Origin of the sequence: uncultured Gilliamella sp. (assembly GCA_945271295.1) — a bacterium.
In the GTDB taxonomy this organism is placed as follows: Bacteria; Pseudomonadota; Gammaproteobacteria; order Enterobacterales; family Orbaceae; genus Gilliamella.
This window is the reverse complement of record CALYPG010000001.1, coordinates 238,496-261,651: the sequence shown is the minus strand read 5'-3', so window position 1 is coordinate 261,651 and position 23,156 is coordinate 238,496. Positions and strand designations below refer to the sequence as shown.

Annotated in this window: 20 protein-coding genes; 15 read left to right on the top strand and 5 right to left on the bottom strand. The window is 36.8% G+C overall.

What is annotated here, in order from left to right; genetic code table 11:
- Positions 1-14: 14 nt before the first annotated feature.
- The gene (locus Q0K76_RS01230; RefSeq protein WP_294610018.1) at positions 15-359 is read right to left on the bottom strand and encodes a fructose PTS transporter subunit IIB; all 345 of its coding nucleotides are present in this window, start codon (positions 357-359) and stop codon (positions 15-17) included.
- Positions 360-537: 178 nt separating this feature from the next.
- Between Q0K76_RS01230 and Q0K76_RS01225 the strand changes: the two genes are divergently transcribed.
- The gene (locus Q0K76_RS01225) at positions 538-1,398 is read left to right on the top strand and encodes an AraC family transcriptional regulator (RefSeq protein ID WP_294610015.1); all 861 of its coding nucleotides are present in this window, start codon (positions 538-540) and stop codon (positions 1,396-1,398) included.
- A gap of 37 nt (positions 1,399-1,435) precedes the next feature.
- Here Q0K76_RS01225 and Q0K76_RS01220 read toward each other — a convergent pair whose 3' ends face one another.
- Entirely contained in the window at positions 1,436-2,173 is a 738-nt protein-coding gene (locus tag Q0K76_RS01220) for a LysR family transcriptional regulator (protein ID WP_294610012.1), read from the bottom strand.
- 109 nt (positions 2,174-2,282) lie between these two features.
- Here Q0K76_RS01220 and Q0K76_RS01215 point away from each other — a divergent pair, with 109 nt between their 5' ends.
- The 7 genes from Q0K76_RS01215 to Q0K76_RS01185 all read left to right on the top strand — a co-directional run bounded on the left by Q0K76_RS01215 (position 2,283) and on the right by Q0K76_RS01185 (position 8,642).
- Positions 2,283-2,807: a DUF4865 family protein gene (locus tag Q0K76_RS01215; protein WP_065556836.1), complete on the top strand. Its 525-nt coding sequence runs from the start codon at positions 2,283-2,285 to the stop codon at positions 2,805-2,807.
- A 188-nt stretch (positions 2,808-2,995) separates the two neighbouring features.
- Positions 2,996-3,490 carry a MarR family transcriptional regulator gene (locus Q0K76_RS01210; RefSeq protein WP_294610005.1) on the top strand — a complete coding sequence of 165 codons (495 nt, stop codon included), beginning with the start codon at positions 2,996-2,998 and terminating at the stop codon, positions 3,488-3,490.
- A gap of 18 nt (positions 3,491-3,508) precedes the next feature.
- Entirely contained in the window at positions 3,509-4,498 is a 990-nt protein-coding gene (gene hlyD / locus Q0K76_RS01205; RefSeq protein WP_294610002.1) for a secretion protein HlyD, read from the top strand.
- Positions 4,499-4,508: 10 nt separating this feature from the next.
- Positions 4,509-6,236, top strand: coding sequence for an ATP-binding cassette domain-containing protein (locus Q0K76_RS01200; protein ID WP_294609999.1), 1,728 nt, complete (start codon positions 4,509-4,511; stop codon positions 6,234-6,236).
- Positions 6,236-7,354 (top strand): ABC transporter permease, encoded by a 1,119-nt coding sequence (locus Q0K76_RS01195; RefSeq protein WP_294609995.1) that lies wholly within the window; start codon positions 6,236-6,238, stop codon positions 7,352-7,354. Before Q0K76_RS01200 ends, Q0K76_RS01195 begins: the two co-directional genes overlap by 1 nt.
- Positions 7,355-7,372: 18 nt before the next feature.
- Positions 7,373-8,488: an ABC transporter permease gene (locus Q0K76_RS01190; protein ID WP_294609992.1), complete on the top strand. Its 1,116-nt coding sequence runs from the start codon at positions 7,373-7,375 to the stop codon at positions 8,486-8,488.
- A 4-nt stretch (positions 8,489-8,492) separates the two neighbouring features.
- Positions 8,493-8,642: a hypothetical protein gene (locus tag Q0K76_RS01185; protein ID WP_294609989.1), complete on the top strand. Its 150-nt coding sequence runs from the start codon at positions 8,493-8,495 to the stop codon at positions 8,640-8,642.
- A gap of 9 nt (positions 8,643-8,651) precedes the next feature.
- Here Q0K76_RS01185 and guaB read toward each other — a convergent pair whose 3' ends face one another.
- The 3 genes from guaB to ubiG all read right to left on the bottom strand — a co-directional run bounded on the left by guaB (position 8,652) and on the right by ubiG (position 12,607).
- Positions 8,652-10,118: an IMP dehydrogenase gene (gene guaB / locus Q0K76_RS01180; protein ID WP_294609987.1), complete on the bottom strand. Its 1,467-nt coding sequence runs from the start codon at positions 10,116-10,118 to the stop codon at positions 8,652-8,654.
- Positions 10,119-10,338: 220 nt separating this feature from the next.
- Positions 10,339-11,661, bottom strand: a complete 1,323-nt coding sequence (gntT, locus tag Q0K76_RS01175) for a gluconate transporter (protein WP_294609985.1) — start codon at positions 11,659-11,661, stop codon at positions 10,339-10,341.
- A gap of 220 nt (positions 11,662-11,881) precedes the next feature.
- Positions 11,882-12,607, bottom strand: coding sequence for a bifunctional 2-polyprenyl-6-hydroxyphenol methylase/3-demethylubiquinol 3-O-methyltransferase UbiG (gene ubiG / locus Q0K76_RS01170; protein WP_294609981.1), 726 nt, complete (start codon positions 12,605-12,607; stop codon positions 11,882-11,884).
- 300 nt (positions 12,608-12,907) lie between these two features.
- Here ubiG and Q0K76_RS01165 point away from each other — a divergent pair, with 300 nt between their 5' ends.
- From Q0K76_RS01165 to Q0K76_RS01135, 7 genes are all read left to right on the top strand, one after another.
- The gene (locus Q0K76_RS01165) at positions 12,908-14,278 is read left to right on the top strand and encodes a sodium-dependent transporter (protein WP_294609978.1); all 1,371 of its coding nucleotides are present in this window, start codon (positions 12,908-12,910) and stop codon (positions 14,276-14,278) included.
- Positions 14,279-14,609: 331 nt separating this feature from the next.
- Positions 14,610-16,484, top strand: a complete 1,875-nt coding sequence (gene htpG / locus Q0K76_RS01160) for a molecular chaperone HtpG (RefSeq protein WP_294609975.1) — start codon at positions 14,610-14,612, stop codon at positions 16,482-16,484.
- A 180-nt stretch (positions 16,485-16,664) separates the two neighbouring features.
- Positions 16,665-17,531 (top strand): BglG family transcription antiterminator LicT, encoded by an 867-nt coding sequence (gene licT, locus Q0K76_RS01155; RefSeq protein WP_294609972.1) that lies wholly within the window; start codon positions 16,665-16,667, stop codon positions 17,529-17,531.
- 171 nt (positions 17,532-17,702) lie between these two features.
- Positions 17,703-19,595 carry a beta-glucoside-specific PTS transporter subunit IIABC gene (locus Q0K76_RS01150; protein ID WP_294609969.1) on the top strand — a complete coding sequence of 631 codons (1,893 nt, stop codon included), beginning with the start codon at positions 17,703-17,705 and terminating at the stop codon, positions 19,593-19,595.
- A 9-nt stretch (positions 19,596-19,604) separates the two neighbouring features.
- A complete protein-coding gene (ascB, locus tag Q0K76_RS01145; RefSeq protein WP_294609966.1) occupies positions 19,605-20,999 on the top strand; it encodes a 6-phospho-beta-glucosidase in 1,395 nt (464 codons plus the stop codon).
- An 18-nt stretch (positions 21,000-21,017) separates the two neighbouring features.
- Positions 21,018-21,824: a histidine phosphatase family protein gene (locus Q0K76_RS01140; protein WP_294609963.1), complete on the top strand. Its 807-nt coding sequence runs from the start codon at positions 21,018-21,020 to the stop codon at positions 21,822-21,824.
- A 100-nt stretch (positions 21,825-21,924) separates the two neighbouring features.
- Positions 21,925-22,689 (top strand): histidine phosphatase family protein, encoded by a 765-nt coding sequence (locus Q0K76_RS01135; RefSeq protein ID WP_294609960.1) that lies wholly within the window; start codon positions 21,925-21,927, stop codon positions 22,687-22,689.
- Positions 22,690-23,156: the final 467 nt, after the last annotated feature.

Below are 23,156 nucleotides of genomic sequence, written 5' to 3'. Positions count from 1 at the left end.
CTACCATCAATATATCAAAGCTGAACACAAGTGCCATAAGGTGCTTTTGCAACTCGTTTGACGATATTTAGCAGATCACTACTATCCAATAAAAAACGACTAATATCCATAGCAATACACCTTGCACAGTCAAACCGCTCTCTATTTTTTATATTAACATTACTAATAATAATAATCAGATCTGCTGATTGGATATCCTCAGGCGTGATCACATTATCAATACCTAAAGCCCCTTGCGTTTCAATTTTTATGGTCCAATTTTCTTGCTTAGCGAGTTTTGCCAAACGTTCCGCAGCCATGTAAGTATGGGCAACACCACTAATACATGCACTAACAGCTAATACGTTTAATTTAGTCATTCACTAAAACCTTTTATTGAACTTTAAATCTAACTATTATTGTGGATTAGATAATCTAATGCAATATCTGATCCTAATTTAAAGCCTACCCTTTAACCAATAAGCCTGATTATGCTCCTGACAGCAAGTAACTATATGTATATAATGAAGCAAAAATTGGCAATCACTAGAATAAAATATGGAAATATCAATTGAACAAACACTTCAACAATTTGTCAATAATAGCCGAGATATTAATAATATCTACTTTGCCAATAATTCCTCAACAGCACCGTTGCTTGCTTATCAAGTTAATTTTCCTCGTCTGGAAATCATCTTATATGGTGAGCAAGAAATGTTATGGGCTAACGATAAAGGTGAACAGATCAGCAAAACGTTTTATCCTAACGACATGCTTTACATTGTTGCTAACAGTTGGAATAAACCTATCTGGCAACAGCCGGTGACCACATTAAGTATCTTATTTGGTAAGCAGCAAATTGGTTTGAGCTTATTACATTGGGATGGCAAGCAATTGATTCCTTATGGGCAAATCAATACACCACGACGCGGCCCTAGAATTGGTACTTTTATTATTCAAGCCATATCCGAACTGACTTGGCAAAACCAACCAGCTAAGCAAAGCCAAACGGCACACTTTTTGATTCAAGGCTTACTAAGTAATACCCTTGATTTACTTAATGTTAAAGTTGAAACCGCATCAAAAACAACCAGCCTATTTGAGGCCATTCGCCAGTATATTGATACCCATTTTCGGGAAGATGTGACTCGCGATTTTTTGGCCAATATGTTCTACATTTCCCCTAATTATTTATCGCACCTGTTCCAGCGTGAAGGTAATATAGGTTTGAATGAATATTTAAATCAAATTCGCCTAGAATATGCTAAATCGTTACTGAAAAATTATGATTTAAATGTGAAAGAGATCGCTCTCGCCTCTGGTTTTAAAGACAGCAATTACTTTTGTCGCGTTTTTCGCAAACAAACCGAACGTACGCCAACCGAATATCGCCGCCAATATCACAGTAAATTGTCCTAATCATAGTAATAAGTCACTTTAAAACTGGTTTAAGTAACTAACTGATTTTATGTCGATAATGATAATAATCAAGGTTATAACGGTTATCATCGACCGTTTTATAATTATTACCCACCAAAAACAACGGTAATAAAGCAATGCCCTGACTTTGTTCTACTAAATTTAATAACATACTTAGCGAATCAACCGTAATGAGGTTAGCAAAATCACCATATAATCTTAAAGTTAAAGCTCTTAAAGGGCAATCTTCATCATGATTAATCAATATTGGCAATTGCTTCGGCGTTGTTACTGATTGACTTTGTAACAATGAGACAGGTAACAATTGCGTTTGCATCAAATAATAATCAGGATGATTAAGTTGTGTAAAACAGATTACGTCATCATAACTCTGTTGATTAATAATATTATTCATTTCACAGGTTTTTTTGATAGTAATATCCGTGCTTTCAATTGTATATTTTGCACTCTCAATAACCACAAATTGGAATAGTAGTTCAGAAATCAGTAAAGTTGGACGCATAGATTTAAATGATTGTTGTAGTTTAGCCAATTTATTTAAAGTTTGACTGGCAAAAATGTAAAATTGCTCACCTGCTTCTGTTGGTTTAATTCCAATAAAGCTACGAATAACCAGCGTAGTTTTCAATTCCTGTTCCATTTTTTTTAAGTGCGCCGTCACATTAGATTGCGTATACCCTAAAATGTTGGCGGCTTTATTCAAACTTTTAACTTCATAAATCGTTTTAAAAATTTTTAATCCTTTAAAATCCATTATCAATTGCTCCTTATCATTATTTTTGATATCCCAATCATAAATTAGAATTATTCAAACCTCAATTAACTGCCTAAAATAAATCAACTTAATCAATGAGGAACACCTTATGCAAGCAATGCAATATAAAATTAACTTACCTGCCGATTATGATATGCAGATCATAAAAAATCGGGTTAAACAACATGGTTACCAAATGGATGGTTTTGCAGATTTATTATTTAAAGCCTATCTAATCTCAGAAAAAGGTAACGATAATTTAGCTAATAGTTATTGCCCACTTTATGTTTGGCAACAAACTACTGGAATGACTAAATTTATCTTTGATGGTTATTTTGACAATATTATTGATTCGTTTGGCTGGCAAAATATTAATATTGGACTGGCAGCTACAATTGAACTCAGTCAGTCATTTTCGCAATGCCGATATGTTTTGGAGCAGGTAGCAAATATTCCTAAACAAGCACAATTAAAAGATTTTCGTTTTAAAAATATGCAATATCCAGATGAGCTAGCAAAAGTCGTAATCTATAATCCAGACAAATGGCAATATGTTACTTTTACTTTCTTTAAACAAAGGCCAATTACTACCAATCATAATTTGTATACGGTACTGCACCTTTCTTTAGGATAAGTCATTACCCTAAAAGTTATTACTAATAAACAGTTACAGTGACTTAGAACCAAACAATATTACATAAAAAAATAAGGAGCCAGCAAATCCAAAACATAACCTTACTTTAAATCAAGCAAAAAATTTAATTGCCAAAATAGTTTCATTTGATATAGTTACAAATGAAACTATTTTATAAGGTGCTGATTATGGCTATTGAAATTACTACGGTAGAAAAGATCATTCATAAATTTCAATCTAAAGGGTTTTCTGCCAAATACGATGAAATCTATTTAACCCGTTTATTACAGTTCAGCACTGAGGCTTTACTCGAAAATCTTAATGAAATCTACAAAAAGCACCAACTGGACGACAAATTATTTGCCGTGCTTTTAGTGGTTCAATGGCACCACCCTGAAGGGGTTAAACCTTCACAAATTAGTGAACTGACTAACTTTTCCCGAGTACAAATCACCCGCTTTGTCGATGCTCTAGTTGCTAACGATTTAGTTGCTCGTAAACAAGTTCCTAACGATCGCCGTTCGCATTGGTTGATCCTAACTGATAAGGGCAGTCACTTTTTTCAAAAACAAATGCCACCAATCGAGAAAAAAATTGTTGCTGCCTGGCAAGTTATTACGGCAGAAGAACGCCAACAATTACGCACTATTTTACACAAACTATTAAAACACATTGCCCAATAATCTAAGCGAGAATAACCAATGAAGAAAAAACGCAGCATAATAATCGCATTAGTGGTAATTGCAGCACTGGGGTATGGTGTGTGGCTGGTTTGCAAAAGCACTCCGCCACTAGTATTGTATGGTAATGTCGACATTCGCACCGTTAATAGTAGTTTTCGGGTGACCGGGCGCTTACTGCACTTAGCCAATGAAGAAGGCGACCATATTAAACAAGGCGATCTGCTAGCCAAACTCGATGCCGAACCTTACCAAATTGCTTTGGCGCAAGCTAAGGCCAATTTAATGGTGCAACAAGCCCAGCTTGATTTAGTCACCACCGGCTACCGTAAAGAAGAAGTCGCCCAAGCCGCGGCACAAGTATTACAATATCAAGCTACTTATGATTATGCCGAAAGCAATTATCAGCGTATGGCAAAATTAATTAAATCCGCCTCGATATCCAAAGATCAGCTTGATAACAGTTTAACCTTACGCAACCAAGCCCAAGCAAACTTACAAACGGCCAAACAAAAACTTGACCAATTAACTAATGGTTACCGCAAAGAAGAGATTGAAGCAGCCCAGGCCTCCGTCGCTGCGGCTAAAGCGCAGTTAGATCAAGCAGAGCTTAATTTGGCTGATACTGAACTTTATGCCCCGTCCAATGGCACCATTTTAACCCGCGCAGTGGAACCGGGCACCATGTTAACCGCTGGCACGCCTGTTTATGCCATATCCTTAGATCAACCCGTTTGGGTACGGGCTTATATTGACGAAGTCAACTTAGCGCAAGCCATTGCCGGCCGTGAAGTTTATATTTATACCGATGGCCGACCCGATCAGGCCTATATTGGCAAAATTGGCTTTGTGTCGCCTACCGCTGAATTTACGCCTAAAACCGTTGAAACACCAGTATTACGCACCGATCTGGTCTATCGCTTACGCATTCAGATTAATGCTACCGGCAGCGGTCAAGCCGATGATCTGTTGCGGCAAGGCATGCCGGTAACCATTAAATTTACTCAGTGACGGTCATTTTATGCACCCAGCTAAGCAAATTGTGTTACAAAATGTTACTAAGCAATTTACCCGCAAAAAGCAACCACCAATGGTTGCCCTGCAACCATTATCAATAACCATTGCCAGTCAAGGGGTAACTGGCTTAGTTGGGCCTGACGGTGCCGGTAAAACCACCTTACTGCGTATGCTAGCTGGTTTACTTTCGCCTACGCAAGGGCAAATCACTGTAGCCGGATTAAGCCCTACCCAAGACAGATCACAATTACGTGCCATTTTAGGTTATATGCCGCAAAAATTCGGTTTGTATGAAGATCTCACCGTATTAGAAAATCTCAATTTATTTGCTGATTTGCGTAGTATCGGGGCTGCTGATCGGCAACCATTGTTTGCCAAGTTACTTAAATTTACCGATTTGGGTCGCTTTACCGATCGCCTCGCCGGCAAGTTATCTGGTGGCATGAAACAAAAATTAGGCTTGGCGTGTACCTTACTTGGTGAGCCGCAAATCTTGTTACTAGATGAACCCGGCGTTGGCGTTGATCCTATTTCCCGCCAAGAATTGTGGCAAATGGCGCACCAACTGGCTAATCAAGGTATGCTGATTATCTGGAGTACTTCTTACCTTGACGAGGCCGAACAGTGCCAAAATATTTTGCTCCTCAATCAGGGGCAACTAATTTATCAAGGCGATCCAAACCAACTCAACCAACGAGTAACCAATCGGGTGTATTTGCTGGCAGCCACTTACCCCCATCGGCAACTATTACAAGCGGCACTTAAATTACCGCAAGTTAGTGATGGTGTGATTGAGGGCGATAACATTCGTTTGATTCTTAAACCGGAGCAAACCATTGAGCAAGTGATCGCCAAATTGCCAACTACCACTATTACTACCACTGCCACCCAAGGGCGCTTTGAAGATGCCTTTATCGATCTACTTGGTGGCATTGAAAGTAAACAGTCAATCTTAACTAAAATCATGCCTAAAGTGACTGGTGCAGCTAGTGATATAGTGATTGAAGCCAAAGATCTGACTCGCACTTTTGGGGCGTTTGTTGCGACCGATCATGTTAATTTTGCCATTAAACGCGGTGAGATTTTTGGTCTGCTTGGCCCTAATGGCGCTGGCAAATCGACCACCTTTAAAATGATGTGCGGTTTGTTGCCAATTAGTCATGGGCAAGCACTGGTACTAGGCTTGGATCTCAAACATAGTGCTACTCAAGTTAGGCAACGAATTGGTTACATGGCGCAGCGTTTTTCACTGTACGACAAATTAACCGTGCAGCAAAACTTGAGCTTCTTTTCCGGAATTTATGGCTTAATGGGGCATCAACAAACCGAACGTATCTACGAGATGATAACCGCTTTTAATTTTGCACCAATTTTAGAACAAACTCCGGAATCCTTGCCATTAGGGTTTAAACAGCGCTTAGCCCTTGCCTGTGCACTAATGCATAAACCAGAAATTGTGTTTCTCGATGAACCCACTTCTGGGGTCGATCCAATTACGCGGCGAGAATTTTGGATCCACATAAACAGCTTAGTTGACAAAGGTGTTACCGTAATGGTCACCACCCACTTTATGGATGAAGCCGAATATTGTGATCGCATTGCCTTAATTAATCACGGCAAAGTGATTGCCCTAGGTTCGCCAAATCAACTAAAACAACAAGTCGCAACCAATGCCACCATGGAGCAAACCTTTGTTAAGTTAGTCCTAGATTCACAGCCGGAGGTAACTTGATGATATTTTCATTACCGCGCACGCTTACCCTGTGTAAAAAAGAGCTCAAACAAATCATCCGTGACCCTAGCAGTTGGCTGATTGCGGTGATTATCCCCTTATTACTGCTGTTCCTGTTTGGTTATGGTATTAGTTTGGATTCCAACAAAGTCCGCCTTGGAGTGTTAATCGAACAACCGAGCCAAGCGGCTCATGACTTTGTACAAGTATTAAAGGGTTCCGCTTATATCGAACCCATTTTTGATAATAACCGCCATAGCTTGTCAGCAAAATTAAGTCGTGGTGATATTCGTGGCATGGTCATTATTCCGGTGAACTTTGCCCAGCAAATGCATAATCAACAAGCCAATATTCAACTGATCACCGATGGTAGCGAGCCCAACACCGCTAATTTTGTGCAAGGTTATTTGTCCGGTATTTGGCAAATTTGGTTACAACAGCAAAACCAAAATCAACTCACCACTCCAGCGCCAACTATTGCCATAACTTCACATGCTTGGTTTAACTCAGCGGCAATTAGTAAAAACTTCATTTTACCTGGGGCGATAACGATCATTATGACGGTTATTGGCGCTATCTTAACCTCGCTAGTGGTTGCCCGCGAATGGGAACGTGGCACTATGGAAGCCTTACTTTCCACCCCGATGACTAAACTCGAATTTATTGTGTCCAAATTAATCCCCTACTACTTATTGGGTTTAGTGGCGTTAGTTATCTGCTTTGTGGTAACGGTATTCATCTTAGCAGTGCCTTTTCGTGGTTCGATCACGCTATTATTTATGTTAAGCAGCTTGTTTTTATTTGTGATTCTGGGTTTGGGTTTACTCATTTCCACCATTGCTCGCAATCAATTTAATGCCGCCATGATCGCCTTAAATGTCGCTTTTTTACCAACAGTCATGCTTTCTGGGTTTATTTTTGAAATCAGTAGTATGCCAGCTGTAATACGGATTTTTACCTATATTATCCCCGCCCGTTATTATGTAAACATCTTGCAAACCTTGTTTTTAGCGGGAGATATTGTTTCAGTATTAGTGGTCAATGTTGGTTTTTTATTGATGTTTATGTTGCTGTTATTTATCGCCATCCTCAAAAAAACCCGCTTACAATTAGATTAAGGCACAAGGACTCACACCATGCTAAACTTCATCAACAATGCCACTTGTTACCGCATCATAACCTTAATCAAAAAGGAACTGGCCCTATTATGGCAAGATAAACAAACCCGAATTATTCTAATTATGCCGGTGTTAATGCAAATTATAATCTTCCCTTTTGCCGCCACCTTGGACGTGACCAACGCCACCATTGCAGTGTATCGCCCCAATATAGATGAACCCAGTACCGAGCTGATTAATCGGCTATCACATGCCAACAGTTTTTCTAAAGTACTGGTGTTAGATTCGCAAGCAGCCATTTGTGACACCATTAATCATCAAAAAGCCCTAGTGGTAGTGCAATTTCCGGATGATTTTGCCCGAAAATTACTCAATGACGAATCACCACAATTGCAGATTATTTTAGATGGTCGCAAATCCAATAGCGCGCAAATTGCTGCCAATTATATTCAACAAATCATCATGCAGTATCAGCAACAACGCTCAGGGCAAACCCATAATGGTTTGATTGTTCGCCACCGTTTTAACAGTAATTTGGACTATAAATATTTTATTTTGCCATCATTAGTGGCACTCATCACCACCATTGGTGTGATGATTGTCACCTCATTATCCGTGGCACGTGAGCGTGAACAAGGCACGCTTGACCAGTTACGCATTTCGCCATTAGCCACTTGGCAAATTTTTATTGGCAAAGCCATGCCGGCAATAATCGTTGCCACCTTACAAGGTAGCGCCATACTTATTGCCAGTGTCTACATTTATCAAATTCCGTTTCAAGGTAGTTGCTTATTGTTCTACCTGTGCATGATGAGTTATGGCTTATCGTTAGTGGGATTTGGCTTATTCATCTCGTCACTGTGTTCAACCCAACAACAGGCATTTATTGGTATTATCACCTTTATGGTGCCCGCCATTTTACTGTCAGGTTTTATTGCCCCGATTGAAAACATGCCATTATGCTTACGCTACCTAACCGAACTCAATCCGGTGCGCCACTTTATTGAACTGAGCAAACAGATTTATTTAAAGGACGTCAGCTTTAACGTTATTTGGTCAAGTTTAATAAAACTCTATGCCATTACTATTTTAATGGGAGGATTGAGTTATTATCTATTTAAAAAATATGTGTGATGAATTGTGGTATTTCATACGCAAACGTATAGCTTTCCTGAAACATCTTGGCAAGCATAAAAATGCCAGCGCATTGGCTGGCATTGATTGGCATAGTGTTGGTGTTGTCGGTCATAAGCGATTATCGCTAAGGCAACTGGCACCGCCGATTTAATAATTTAAATTAAGAACCAGCACGATAGTTAGGTGGTTCTTTGGTGATGAGTACGTCATGGACATGGCTTTCTTTCATACCAGCACCAGTAATGCGATAGAATTGCGATTTGGTGCGTAATTCTTCAATGGTTGCACAACCAGTAAGCCCCATGCAAGAGCGTAAACCACCCATTTGTTGGTGAACAATTTCTTTTAATAGCCCTTTATAGGCAATGCGCCCTTCTATCCCTTCTGGAACTAATTTGTCAGCAGCATTATCGGTTTGGAAATAGCGATCGGAAGATCCTTTTGCCATGGCACCCAATGATCCCATACCACGATAAGATTTATAAGCACGACCTTGGAATAGCTCAATTTCACCTGGTGCTTCTTCTGTGCCAGCAAACATTGAACCAACCATAACGCTAGATGCGCCAGCAGCTATCGCTTTGGCAATATCCCCAGAAAAACGAATACCACCATCTGCAATCACAGGAATATTATATTTTTGTGCCATTTCCACCGCATCCATAATGGCACTAATTTGTGGTACACCAACACCTGTTACAATACGAGTTGTACAAATTGAACCAGGACCAATGCCTACTTTAACGGCACTTACACCGGCATCAATTAGTGCTTTAGCCCCTTGTGCTGTGGCAATATTACCACCAATGATTTGCAAATCTGGATACAGTTGTCTAGCTTGACGAATACGTTGTAATACGCCTTCGGAATGACCATGAGATGAATCAATTAATAACACATCTACACCGGCTTCAACTAACGCTGCTATACGCTGTTCATTACCCGCACCAGCACCAACAGCGGCTCCCACCCGCAAACGACCTTGTTCGTCTTTACAAGCATTAGGTTTTTGTTCAGCTTTGTTGTAATCTTTAACAGTGATCATGCCTTTTAGATGAAATCCGGAATCAACCACTAACACTTTTTCAACTCGGTGTTCATGCATTTTTTTAAGTACAATGTCACGTTGTTCACCTTCCCTGACAGTAACTAAACGTTCTTTGGGAGTCATTACAGCTGTTACTGGTAATGATAAATCTGTCGCAAAGCGCACATCGCGAGCAGTAATAATACCCACTAATTCTTGCGATTGCGTCACTACCGGGAAGCCAGCAAATCCATATTCTTTTGCCAGTTTAATCACTTCGCTAATAGTTGCCGTTGGCAGGACGGTGACTGGATCTTGAACGATGCCACTTTCGTGTTTTTTGACCCGTTTTACATGGTAAGCTTGGTTGTCAATTGACATATTTTTATGGATAAATCCAATACCGCCTTCTTGTGCCAGAGCAATAGCTAGCTCAGATTCGGTTACAGTGTCCATTGCTGCTGACAGCATAGGAATGTTTAATTTGATTGTTTGGGTAAGTTGTGTACTAATATCGGCAGAGTTAGGTAATACAGTGGAATGAGCTGGAACTAGTAACACATCGTCAAATGTGAGGGCTTCTTTAACTATACGAGACATGACAATATTCACCATTGAGTAGAATTGTTGATAAAATATTGCCGAAACATTTTACCTACTTATCAGGTAAAAAACCAGTGAAATTTAATTTTTTATTTATTGCAACCCTGTTAAGTTCGACCTTTAATGATGGATTTAAACATAATAGTCTGCTGGATTTAAGCATTTATTTTATACCTCATCGAAAAAATTCGATGAAGTATATATGCAAATATAATTATTAAATAAACATATTAATAACCAAACAACCTAACAATCCACAAACTGATATAATGGTCTCTAGTAATGACCATGATTTCATGGTTTCAGTTATACTCAAATTGAAATACTCTTTAAATAACCAGAATCCCGGATCGTTAACATGCGAAAAAACCACACTGCCTGAGCCGGTGGCAATTACCATCAATTCAGGGCTTACACCGGTTGTGGCAATTAATGGAAATACAATACCACCAGCAGTTAATGCTGCAACTGTTGCTGAGCCTAATGCCAATCGCAATAATGCTGCAATTAACCATGCCATAATAATTGGTGAAACATTTGATGCATGCATCATTTCTTCAATGTATACCTTAACACCACTATCAACTAACACTTGTTTAAATGCGCCACCTCCGCCAATAATTAATAACATCATGGCAATAATTTTGATTGAATCACCAAGTGTACTATTAATTTCGGCCATTGAACGTCCTCGCCAAATACCAAAAGTAAATACCGCAATGAGTACTGAAATCAGGGTTGCAATTACTGGATCGCCAAAAAACTCAACATACGGTAATACCAGGTGACCTTTGTCTAATGTCATCTCACATACCGCACGGATAGACATTAAAATGACAGGAATTAATGCCGTGAAAACACTAACAGCAAAGCTTGGCATTTGTTCATCAGTAAATTTTTTTGAATTATATAATCCATCTTCAATAGGACGATTAATAGCACGAATAAATGGTAATTTAGCTAACATTGGTCCCGCTAAAATAACCGTTGGGATACCAATAATAGTGCCATAAAGTAAAGTTCGCCCCATATCAGCTTTGAAAATCTCAGCAATGGCTGTTGGACCAGGATGAGGAGGTAAAAATCCATGTGTTACCGACAAAGCGGCAGCCATTGGAATACCAATATAAAGAGGCGAAATACGTAAGGTTGCGGCAATCGTCAATACTAATGGTAGCAATAAAACAAAGCCTACTTCATAAAAAAGAGCAAAACCTACGATAAAACCAGTTAAAGTAACTGCCCATTGGATTTTTTTGTCACCAAATGTGGTAATGAGTGTAGTTGCAATACGCTGTGCACCACCACAATCAGCAAGCAGCTTACCTAACATGGCACCAAAGCCCATGATTAAGGCTAAACTACCTAATGTACCACCTACTCCGTTTTTTATTGATGTAACTACGTTCATCACTGGCATACCTTCCATTACACCAACACTTAGGGCCACCAGAATCAAAGCAATAAATCCATTGACTCTTAGTGGTAACATCAAAATAAGTAATAACGCTACACCAATAGCGATTATAATTAACGGCATAAATAATTCCTCTTAATAAAACAATAAATGTTTCCGGTAACAAGAGATAATAGAGGTATTGAAACAAGTTCATAAATAGCCAAAAGCATTAATCCTTACTTCACCATTTTGGTTATATTGGATTTACTTTTAAACTAAAATTATTGCTCCATGTTATCGGTAACGCGGGGATTATAGAGAAATCTAAAAATAATATTCAAAAATTTATCTAAAATGAGAATTAGATCACGTTTTTACAATTGAATTCGTGTTTTTGTGCTAACAAAATATAATTTACATCTATATTAGTACTTAACTTAAACTTATTTCTAAGTAAATGATATTCCATACCAATCACATCCTTTACTTCTAATCCTGACCGCTCAACCCACGTCATTAATTCTGAAGGACGAATAAAGCGATTAAAATCGTGTGTGCCTTTAGGTACTAGTTTTGCTATATATTCGGCACCGAGAATCAGGAGTAACCTTGCTTTGTGATTACGATTTATAGTAGACAAAAACAGTTTTCCATTTGGTTTAAGTAGTTTTACACAGGCACTAATAATTGAGGCTGGATCTGGGACATGTTCTAATAATTCCATACAGGTTATTACATCATATTGTGCTGGAGTTTGATTAGCAAGATCTTCAACGGTCTGTTTTTTGTAGGTTATCGTTAAGCTGTTTTGCTCAGCATGAAGTTTAGCAACGGCTAATGATTGGTCTGCAAGATCGATGCCGGTAACATTTGCACCTAATTTAGCCAAACTTTCGGATAATATACCGCCACCACAACCAACATCTAATATTTCTTTATGCTGTAATGAACCACATTGCTGTTGAATATAATCAACCCGTAAGGGATTAATAATATGTAATGGTTTACATTGACCATTAGGATCCCACCATTGGCTTGCAAGTTGTGAAAATTTGTTTATTTCATTAACGTCAATATTTTTTGACATAAATTCTCTTTATTTACTCTAGTGATTTTAACCTAATTGTTTAAATATAATCTATGCAATCACTATTATCAATCAATGTCCTAATTATTATTCATGAAAACAGATAGCTGTTATGCTTAATAAAATTTTTGACTTATTTGATTATGTTATCTTAATAGCAAAAAACAATTTAATTGTTATTCAATATCAAAAAACATTGCTTGTTTCTAGCATAATTTCATGGCATGATTAAAGATCTCGTTTTATAAATAAACACATTTAAACTAGAATTAACCAATTAAGATTCAAGGGATAATATTCATGACGACAAGTACGATGAAAAAAAGTCATTCACAATGGAGCTCACGCATGGGATTTATGCTTGCGGCGGCAGGTTCTGCTGTGGGGTTGGGTAACATCTGGAAATTCCCCTATATGGCAGGTGAAATGGGCGGCTCTGCATTTGTTCTCACTTATTTGATTTTTATGTTTGTTATTGGCTTACCAATTCTAGTGATGGAATGGTTAATTGGTCGACGTGGTCAAAAAAATCCAATTCATACCATGGAAGATGTGGCTGCCTCAGAAGGTCGTTCTCGATCTTGGCGCTGGGTTGGTATTATCGGCGTACTTGGTTCGTTTTTAATTCTATCATTCTATAGTGTAATTGGTGGTTGGGCCACAGATTACATTTTCTTGGCAGGGAAAGGCGTTTTCCTTAATGCTAATGGCGAAATAACTGGACAAATTTTTACTGATTTCCTTGGTAATGTGAACCACCTATTAACATGGCATACCGTATTTATGGCTGCAACAGCATTTATTGTGGCGATGGGTGTTGGTGCTGGTCTGGAACGTGCTTGTAAAGTCATGATGCCTGGTTTAGGGATTTTATTATTAATTTTAGTTGCCTATGCTGCTTATGTAAGTGGCCCTGCATTTGGTGAATCATTTAAATTTTTATTCACTCCTAACTGGTCTGCAATCAATGGAACAGCCGTACTTGCAGCGTTAGGCCATGCTTTCTTTAGTTTATCACTAGGCATGGGTATCATGATGGCTTATGGTTCTTATCTTGGCAAAGATGTTAACTTACTCTCTACCGCTCGTACTGTGGTAATTTTAGATGTCTTAGTCGCTATGTTATCTGGTTTGGCTATTTTCCCTCTCGTATTTGCTAATGGTTTACAACCAGGTTCTGGTCCTGGACTTATTTTTGTAACCTTACCAATTGCCTTTGGTAATATGGCTGGTGGTACCATTTTGGGCGTACTATTTTTTATCTTTTTAACATTTGCAGCCCTAACCTCTTCTATCTCATTACTTGAACCAACTGTCGAGCTATTGGAAGAAAAAACACCGCTAGGACGTAAAGCAGCAACAATAGTAAGTAGTGTTATTATTTGGGCATTAGGTATTGCTTGTTTGTTAGCGTTTAATGAATGGGCTGATGTCAAACTATTCAATAAAAACATTTTTGATTTATTAGATTATCTAACCAGTAAAATAATGCTACCTGTTACTGGTCTTGGCACCATCTTATTTGGTGGTTGGATGATGAAACAAACACTTATTAAACAAGAGCTTAATTTAAGTCCAACTTGGTTTACCGTATGGACTTTCTTAACTCGTTTTATTATCCCTATTGCGGTTATATTAATTCTTGTTTATGGTTTTATGCCTGAAAGCTAGTCATATATTTTATTTTACCTATTTTTGTTAATTAGCCTTGATAATATCAAGGCTTTTTTATTAAATTATTGATAGAGACTAACTCTTTTAATCAAATTTTTTGTTTAAGTATTGTTCTTTTGGTAATGATTAACCGATAAAATTGATTGTTTCTCTTGAAATTATTTTTTTAATTCCCATATATCAACACAACCATTAATCAAACCATTAAGCTATAAAATTTCAATTAACTAAAAACGCAATACCGACATTTATTATTCGGTAAAAATGAACATTTGATTCTTTGCTTTTTGTTAATTGAGTTTGCTAATTATATTTGAGGTATTAGTCAATGAGTAAACAAGGTACTGAAACTCGAGGATTCCAATCCGAAGTTAAACAAATCCTTCATTTAATGATTCACTCTTTATATTCCAATAAAGAGATCTTTTTAAGAGAACTAATTTCAAATGCTTCTGATGCAGCAGACAAACTCCGATTTCGAGCATTGGAAAATCCAGATCTTTATGCTGGTGATGGTGAATTGGGCGTAAGAATTTCGGCTAATAAAGAAGCGGGGACTTTAACCATTTCGGATAACGGAATTGGTATGACGCGAGATGAAGTAATTGAAAATTTAGGTACCATAGCTAAATCAGGCACTAAAGCGTTTTTAGAATCTATCGGTAGTGATCAAGCTAAAGATAGCCAATTAATCGGCCAATTTGGGGTTGGGTTCTACTCTGCCTTTATTGTTGCTGATAAAGTGACGGTCCGAACTCGAGCTGCAACGGCTAAAGCTGATGAAGCAGTTAAGTGGGAATCAGCAGGTGAAGGGGAATATACTATTTCTGACGACACCAAAGAAACTCGCGGAACCGAAATAATATTACATTTAAAAGAAGAAGAAAAAGAATTTTTAGATGATTGGCGCTTACGTTCTATCATCAGTAAATACTCTGATCATATTTCATTACCGGTTGAAGTACAAACCACTGATGAAGAAAGTAATGAAGTAAAATGGGAAAAAGTCAATAAAGCTCAAGCACTTTGGACACGTAGCAAGGCTGAAATCAGTGATGATGAATATAAAGAGTTCTATAAACATATCTCTCATGATTTTGCTGATCCACTAAGTTGGAGCCACAACCGTGTTGAAGGCAAACAAGAATATACTAGCTTACTTTATATTCCCTCAAAAGCCCCTTGGGATATGTGGAACCGTGATAATAAACATGGATTAAAACTATATGTACAACGTGTATTTATTATGGATGATGCTGAGCAATTTATGCCTAATTATTTACGATTTGTAAAAGGCTTAATTGATTCAAACGATCTACCATTAAATGTTTCGCGCGAAATCTTGCAAGATAATAAAGTGACCCAAAACTTACGTAATGCTTGTACTAAACGTGTATTACAAATGTTAGAAAAACTGGCTAAAGATGATCAAGAACAATATCAACAGTTCTGGACTGAGTTTGGCTTAGTATTGAAAGAAGGAACTGGCGAAGATTTCACAAATCGTGAAGCAATTGCTAAATTATTACGTTTTAGTTCTACACAAAATGATAGTGATGCACAAACTATTTCATTAGACGATTATATTAGTCGAATGCAAGAAGGTCAGGAAAAGATCTATTACATCACTGCTGATAGTTATGGTGCAGCTAAAAATAGTCCACATCTTGAGCTATTCCGTAAAAAAGGTATTGAAGTATTATTGTTATCTGATCGTATTGATGAATGGATGATGAGCAACTTAACTGAATTTGCTGGTAAACAGTTCCAATCAATCAGTAAATCTGACGAATCCATTGAAAAACTTGCAGATCAAAATAACGAAGAACAAAAACAAACAGAAAAAGAACTTGAACCATTTATTGAGAGAGTGAAAACGGTTCTAGGTGATAAAGTCAAAGATGTGAAATTAACTCATCGCTTAACTGATACACCAGCGATTGTGACTACAGCAGCGGATGAAATGTCGACACAAATGGCTAAACTATTTGCTGCTGCTGGACAAAAAGCACCTGAAATCAAATATACTTTTGAGATTAATCCAGATCATAAATTGGTTAAACGTATTGCTGATACGCAAGACGACAGCGCATTTAGTGATTGGGTTGAATTGTTACTCGATCAAGCACTACTTGCTGAAAAAGGCTCATTAAATGATCCAAGCAAATTTATACAAACTATGAATAAATTATTAGCAGAATAATTTATTATTTTACCCACCCGATATTGGCCTTAATATCGGGTTTTTTTGTTACTTTTTTTCAATTAATAGCAATATAATTTTACTAAAAACGGGATATCCATCACACTTTTTTACTTTCCCTCTTTCTATTTTTAATAGCCAATTCATAATACCGATACTTCAATTTAGACAGTAACACACATGAAAGTTCATAAAATACTAAATAATAATGTTGTTGTTACCCTTGACCCTAAAGGCAATGAATTAATTGTGACTGGCCGAGGAGTAGGATTTAAAAAGCATGAAGGTGATTTAATTGATCCAAAACTCATCGAAAAAAAGTTTTCATTATCCAATAAAGAAACACTACCGAAATTTGCTGAGTTACTTTCTGAAATTCCAATTAATGTCCTAACTGCTTCAGAAATTATCATTAATCATGCTAAACAATTTTTAGATGGAAAATTACAAGATAGTATCTATATATCTCTGACTGATCATATCCATTTTGCGATAGAACGGCATAAACAAGGATTTGATATTCCAAATAATTTTTTGTGGGAAACTAAAAAGTTCTATCCTAAAGAGTTTCAAATTGGCTTGTATGCCTTGAAAATTATAAAAGAACGTTTATCTGTTGAATTACCTGAAGACGAAGCCGGATTCATTACTTTCCACATTATTAATGCCCAACTTAATGACACCATGCCTAATATCGTTAATATGACGAAAATCATGCGTGAAATTCTTAATATTGTAAAATATCATTTTAATTTCGAATATGATGAAGAAAGTCTATCTTACCAACGTTTCGTCACTCACTTAAAGTTCTTTGCTCAACGTATATTAAATCCCGGAAAACCAAGCAAACAAGATGATTCATTATATGAATTAATTCGGCAAAAATATGCACAATCTTATCATTGTACTAAGCAAATTGACTTACATTTAATTCAACAATATCAACATCCCCTTAGTGATGAAGAGAGCATGTATCTAACCATGCATATTGAACGACTACGTAATGAATCACAACATATCGAAAAAACACTTAAAAATGAGAGCTAGATCACAAAATTAATGTTTTTATGCTATTTTCACTTACTTGTTTAATTTATTTAGTGATAAGCTAACGGCAAATTTGGATTGTTACTGTTAATAATAGACAGGCAAGACCTAAATCCCTTAACCTAGAAGGGATTTAGGTCTTTTTTTTGGCTTAAACTTAGGATTTTTTTCATGAAAAATAAAGAACTTGCCGAATCAATCATTACGCATGTTGGTGGTAAAGATAATATATCTAGTTTAGTACATTGCGCCACAAGATTAAGATTTGTACTTAAAGATAACCTTAAGGCAGATGCGGAATCTTTAAAAAAACAAGTAGGAATTATTACCGTTGTACAAAGTGGTGGACAATTCCAAGTTGTTATTGGTAATCATGTTAACGAAGTATTTAACGACATTATGGAACTCACGCAATTGAACGAGCAAAATGCCGCTGAAGCACCACCTAAAAATACCAACATTTTATCAAAACTTATTGATCTTATTTCCGGTATATTTATTCCAACTTTAGTCGTTATTGTCCCTGCCGGTATTTTGAAAGGTATAATTTCTTTATTACTGGTTACCAATGTTATTCAAGATAAAACGCCAAACTTTAATTTCCTTTGGGCCATTGCCGATGCGCCATTTTATTATTTACCGATTATTTTAGGTTTTTGTGCCACTAAAAAATTTGGTGGTAATCCATTTGTCGGTATGATGATCGGAGCCGCCTTAGTTCATCCAGATATAGTTGGCATGATGGGAAAATCGTTACAGGTCACAACTCAATTGTTTGATGTTCCAATTAAACTCATTCCATACGCGTCATCTGTTTTCCCTGTTATCATAGCAAGCTGGTTCTATTCAATATTAGAAAAAAGTTTTAATCAAATAATGCATGATTCTTTTAAACGCTTCATTGCCCCTTTATGCGGATTATTAATCACTGTACCATTGACTTTTGCTGTGATTGGGCCAGTTGTGACATTTTTAAGCGATATAATCGCCTACGGAATTATCTATGTTTACCAACTTAACTCGGTTATTGCCTCAATGATTCTGGCAGCTTTCTGGCAAGTTATGGTGATTTTCGGTATCCATTGGGGATTAGTACCATTTGCAATGAATAACTTAACTGTCAGTCATGAAGACTTTATGTTACCGATTCTCTTACCTGCAGTGTTTGCTCAAGTAGGTGCAGTACTAGCAGTTAGACTTCGCACTAAAGATAAGCAACTCAAAACATTAGCCAGTTCATCGGTTTTATCAGGTATTTTTGGCGTGACCGAACCGGCTATTTATGGGGTAAATCTACCATTAAAAAAACCATTTGTGATTGGTTGCATCTCGGCAACCATTGGTGGTGCTATCATCGGTTATTTCCACACTGTAACTTATTCTTTTGGTTTGATTAGTATTTTTACTTTCTTACAAATCATACCTACTGAGGGTGTTGATGAAAGATTTTATGCGGCTCTAATTGGTACCTTGTTATCATTTTTAATTGCTACTATCGTCACTTATTTCTTTGGTATACCTAAAGAACAAGCCCAAACCGATAACCAAAAAACAAATTCAACAGAATCAACTACTGAAAATCAAGCAAATGCTGACGAAGTTGAAACTATAACAGTTTCAAGCCCAATGCAAGGCAAAGTTATACCACTTAATCAAGTTAATGATCAAACTTTTGCCAGTGAATTAATGGGCAAAGGTATCGCCATTATCCCAACAATTGGTAAAGCCGTTGCCCCTGAAGATGGCGAAGTTGTTTCGCTATTTAGAACCAAACATGCGATTGGATTTTTAACTGATTCTGGCGCCGAAATTTTAATTCATATTGGTATTGATACGGTTAAACTCGCTGGTCAACATTTTGAAGCTCATATCGAAGCTGGAGACAAAGTAAAAAAAGGCGATTTATTAGTCAGTTTTGATATTGAGGCCATCAAACAAGCAGGCTATGAAGTTACCACGCCAATAATTATTACCAATAGTGATAACTATCAACAAGTACAGTGTATTTTCGAACAAGAAGATATTCAATGTGGTCAAGCGTTATTAGCATTAGCTAAGCAATAAGGAGAAAAAATGACTATCCAATTTCCAAAAGATTTTTTATGGGGTGGCGCTATTGCTGCCAATCAAGTAGAAGGTGCTTATCAAGAAGATGGTAAAGGGTTATCCACCTCTGATTGTACGCCTAATGGCATTTTTGGCGACATCATTAACCGCAACGAAAAACCAATTACCAGCATCAAAGATAAGGCTATAGATTTTTATCATCGTTACCCTGAAGATATTGCCCTGTTTGCCGAAATGGGTTTTCGTTGCTTACGTACTTCGATTGCTTGGACTCGGATATTCCCTAATGGTGACGAACAACAACCCAATGAAAAGGGACTTGCATTTTATGATAAATTATTTGATGAAATGTTAAAACACAATATCACTCCACTAGTGACTCTGTCACATTATGAAATGCCGTATAATTTAACAGTAAAATATGGTGGCTGGGGTAATCGCAAAGTGATTGATTTTTTCACTAATTATGCGAAAACCGTTTTTGCTCGTTATAAAGATAAAGTTAAATATTGGTTAACCTTTAATGAAATTAATATGTCATTACACGAACCCTTTACTGGTGTCGGGTTGCCAAGAAACAGTACCAAAGAACAAATTTATCAAGCTATTCACCATCAACTTGTAGCAAGCAGCCGAGCAGTAAAATTATGTCATCAAATGATCCCCGATGCCAAAATAGGCAATATGCTATTAGGTGCAATCGCTTATCCATTAACACCAAAACCGCAAGATGTTTGGGCAACACATAATGAAAACCATGGTTGGCTATTTTTTGGTGATGTACAAGCAAGAGGGTATTACCCTACTTATATGACACGTTATTTTAAAGAAAATAACATCAAACTTGAAATTACTGAACAAGATAAACAAGATCTGAAACAAACTGTAGATTTTATCTCATTTAGTTATTACATGAGTTGTTGTGGTACTGAAGATGATTCCATGCGCAAAAAAGGCAATATTTTAGATATGGTACCTAACCCACATTTAAAAGCATCGGAATGGGGATGGCAAATAGACCCAATTGGTATCCGTTATTTATTAAATCTACTTTATGAACGTTTCCAAAAACCTCTATTTATTGTTGAAAATGGCTTAGGAGCTAAAGATAAAGTTGCAGCAGATGGCTCTATCAATGATGACTATCGTATTGAATATATGAACGATCATTTAGTCCAAGTACATGAAGCCATTAAAGATGGTGTTGAGGTAATGGGTTACACTAGTTGGGGACCAATTGACTTAATTAGTGCCTCGAAAGCGGAGATCACCAAACGATATGGCTTTATTTATGTTGATTTAAACCAAGATGGAACTGGGACTTTACAACGTAGTCGTAAAAAGAGCTTTTATTGGTATCAATCTGTTATTCAATCTGATGGTCAGACTTTGAAAAAATAACTTAAAGGAAACAGCTTAATGAAGCTAAAAAAGTTATTAACTATAGGATCACTTATCCTATTTACAGCATTAACTGGTTGTGCTTCACAGTCAGAAACAACAGATAATGACACATTAACTATCTATTTTGCTCGCCACGGTAAAACACTGTTTAACACCTTCGATTTAGTGCAAGGTTGGGCAGATTCCCCGTTAACTGAACAAGGTATAAAAGTAGCTAAATATTTAGGTGAAGGCTTAAAAGATATTCATTTTGATGCATATTATACCAGTGATGCTGGACGTCAAAGGCAAACTATGCAAGTTATCACCACGCAAATGGAAACTAAAAATTATTCACTTAATGAACTAACCGGTTTGCGTGAAGTCTTTTATGGTGGATTTGAAGGTCAAACCAATAGCAACATGGTAACCGCAAGTATCAAATACCTTGGATACACATCTAAGGCAACCTTTTTTGATGCATATAAACAAGGGAAAATCCCTGTAAAAGATCTCACCAATGCTATTGCCAAAGCTGACAGTAAAAAAATGGCTGAAAATTATCAACAAGTAAAATCAAGAACCCGTGATGCACTCAATACAATTGTACAAAAATCACTTAAACATGGTGATAAAACAGTATTAGTGATCTCTTCTGGGATGTCGATGCAAATTATGATTGATGATTTAACTGATGATATTAATAAAAATAAACCATTAGGTAATGCCACAATAGTAAAAATCACTTATAAAAATGGCCAATATCATATCGATGAGATTGGCAGTAAAGCATACGTTAGTCGTGGAGAACTAGCTCTAAAAAAAATTGCATCTTTAAATTAAGCTCTGGCTTTTGATAGGATTGTTACTGAATTTACAGGTAAAACCTAAATAACTAAATATTGATTATCGCTTTAATTTGTTACAACCAAAGGATGAAGAAATGAAACATTTTATTAAATTAACTAGTCTAGTATTTATTTTAATTTATGGTATATCTCAAGCAATCGCTGCTGATGTTTACCTATATGTAACCCGGCATGGTAAAACCATGTTCAATACCACTCACCGAGCACAAGGTTGGTCTGATACACCATTAACCAAGCCAGGAATTGAAGTTGCACAGCAACTAGGACGAGGTTTAAGAGATGTTAACTTTATTGCTGTCTATTCCAGTGATTCAGGTCGCGCCAGACAAACTGCTCGTATCGTTCTGGAATCAAAAGGGGACACTATGAGTATTAATGAAATGGAAGGATTACGTGAAACCTGCTTTGGATTATTTGAAGGCGATCTTGATCCTAATATGTGGGATCCAGCCGCTCAGTATCTAGGTTACCCATCATCCAAAGAGTTGATGGCTGATTTAGGCAAAGGTAATGCAACATTAGATAAAATGATGGATGCCATTGCCGCAGTAGAAAAATCAGGCGAAGCCGAAGATTACCAAACGGTAAAAACACGTATGCAAAATTCTTTAAAAACTATAGCTGAATCAGCCAAAGCTCAAGGTGGTGGCAATGTTCTTGTAGTATCACATGGTATGGCAATTATGGCTATGGTACAAGAAATGTTAGATAAACCAATTACCAGCCCTTTAGGTAATGCTAGTGTAACAAAAATCCGCTATACAGACGATGGTAAGTTTATTGTCGAAAGTTTTGGTGATATGAGTTATGTTGAGAAAGGTAAAAATCTAGCTAAATAAAAATCGCATAATGACTCATTTGTATGAGTCATTACCCTTTTATCATAAAAAAAGAGCTATTTTTATCACATTAATTACCCGTTAACAATGGATGCTCACTAACATGCTACTTATTCATAAAAATCAATGCAAGTTAAACTACTACAAGGAACTATACAATTAGCCATAAATAGTGCAAGCAATATAGCCAAATTATCAATTAGGTTAACTTACCTGTAATTTTATTGCTTAACCAAGCCGAAAAGTGAATGTTGGCGTTACTTTAGAGACTAACTAGATTGATTATTTGCATTGATGAATTAATTAGTTCTAATTGTTTTACTTATCACAAATAAGAACACACGTTATAAATCATAATAGAGTATTTTTATACAAAATAAAAAATGTAATAACATCAATTGTATGTAAAAATTAGCGATACAATCTACTACCGTTACTTTAGCCATTATAACAAACTAAGGAAAGAT

Excerpts from the sequence above, each read along its gene's own strand:
- Q0K76_RS01220 (WP_294610012.1), bottom strand. The coding sequence starts at position 2,173 with ATGGATTTTAAAGGATTAAAAATTTTTAAAACGATTTATGAAGTTAAA.
- ubiG (WP_294609981.1), bottom strand. The coding sequence starts at position 12,607 with ATGTCAAAAAATATTGACGTTAATGAAATAAACAAATTTTCACAACTT.
- hlyD (WP_294610002.1), top strand. The coding sequence starts at position 3,509 with ATGAAGAAAAAACGCAGCATAATAATCGCATTAGTGGTAATTGCAGCA.
- Q0K76_RS01135 (WP_294609960.1), top strand. The coding sequence starts at position 21,925 with ATGAAACATTTTATTAAATTAACTAGTCTAGTATTTATTTTAATTTAT.
- gntT (WP_294609985.1), bottom strand. The coding sequence starts at position 11,661 with ATGCCGTTAATTATAATCGCTATTGGTGTAGCGTTATTACTTATTTTG.
- Q0K76_RS01230 (WP_294610018.1), bottom strand. The coding sequence starts at position 359 with ATGACTAAATTAAACGTATTAGCTGTTAGTGCATGTATTAGTGGTGTT.
- guaB (WP_294609987.1), bottom strand. The coding sequence starts at position 10,118 with ATGTCTCGTATAGTTAAAGAAGCCCTCACATTTGACGATGTGTTACTA.
- Q0K76_RS01190 (WP_294609992.1), top strand. The coding sequence starts at position 7,373 with ATGCTAAACTTCATCAACAATGCCACTTGTTACCGCATCATAACCTTA.
- Q0K76_RS01225 (WP_294610015.1), top strand. The coding sequence starts at position 538 with ATGGAAATATCAATTGAACAAACACTTCAACAATTTGTCAATAATAGC.
- htpG (WP_294609975.1), top strand. The coding sequence starts at position 14,610 with ATGAGTAAACAAGGTACTGAAACTCGAGGATTCCAATCCGAAGTTAAA.
- ascB (WP_294609966.1), top strand. The coding sequence starts at position 19,605 with ATGACTATCCAATTTCCAAAAGATTTTTTATGGGGTGGCGCTATTGCT.
- Q0K76_RS01215 (WP_065556836.1), top strand. The coding sequence starts at position 2,283 with ATGCAAGCAATGCAATATAAAATTAACTTACCTGCCGATTATGATATG.
- Q0K76_RS01150 (WP_294609969.1), top strand. The coding sequence starts at position 17,703 with ATGAAAAATAAAGAACTTGCCGAATCAATCATTACGCATGTTGGTGGT.
- Q0K76_RS01165 (WP_294609978.1), top strand. The coding sequence starts at position 12,908 with ATGACGACAAGTACGATGAAAAAAAGTCATTCACAATGGAGCTCACGC.
- licT (WP_294609972.1), top strand. The coding sequence starts at position 16,665 with ATGAAAGTTCATAAAATACTAAATAATAATGTTGTTGTTACCCTTGAC.
- Q0K76_RS01200 (WP_294609999.1), top strand. The coding sequence starts at position 4,509 with ATGCACCCAGCTAAGCAAATTGTGTTACAAAATGTTACTAAGCAATTT.
- Q0K76_RS01195 (WP_294609995.1), top strand. The coding sequence starts at position 6,236 with ATGATATTTTCATTACCGCGCACGCTTACCCTGTGTAAAAAAGAGCTC.
- Q0K76_RS01210 (WP_294610005.1), top strand. The coding sequence starts at position 2,996 with ATGGCTATTGAAATTACTACGGTAGAAAAGATCATTCATAAATTTCAA.
- Q0K76_RS01140 (WP_294609963.1), top strand. The coding sequence starts at position 21,018 with ATGAAGCTAAAAAAGTTATTAACTATAGGATCACTTATCCTATTTACA.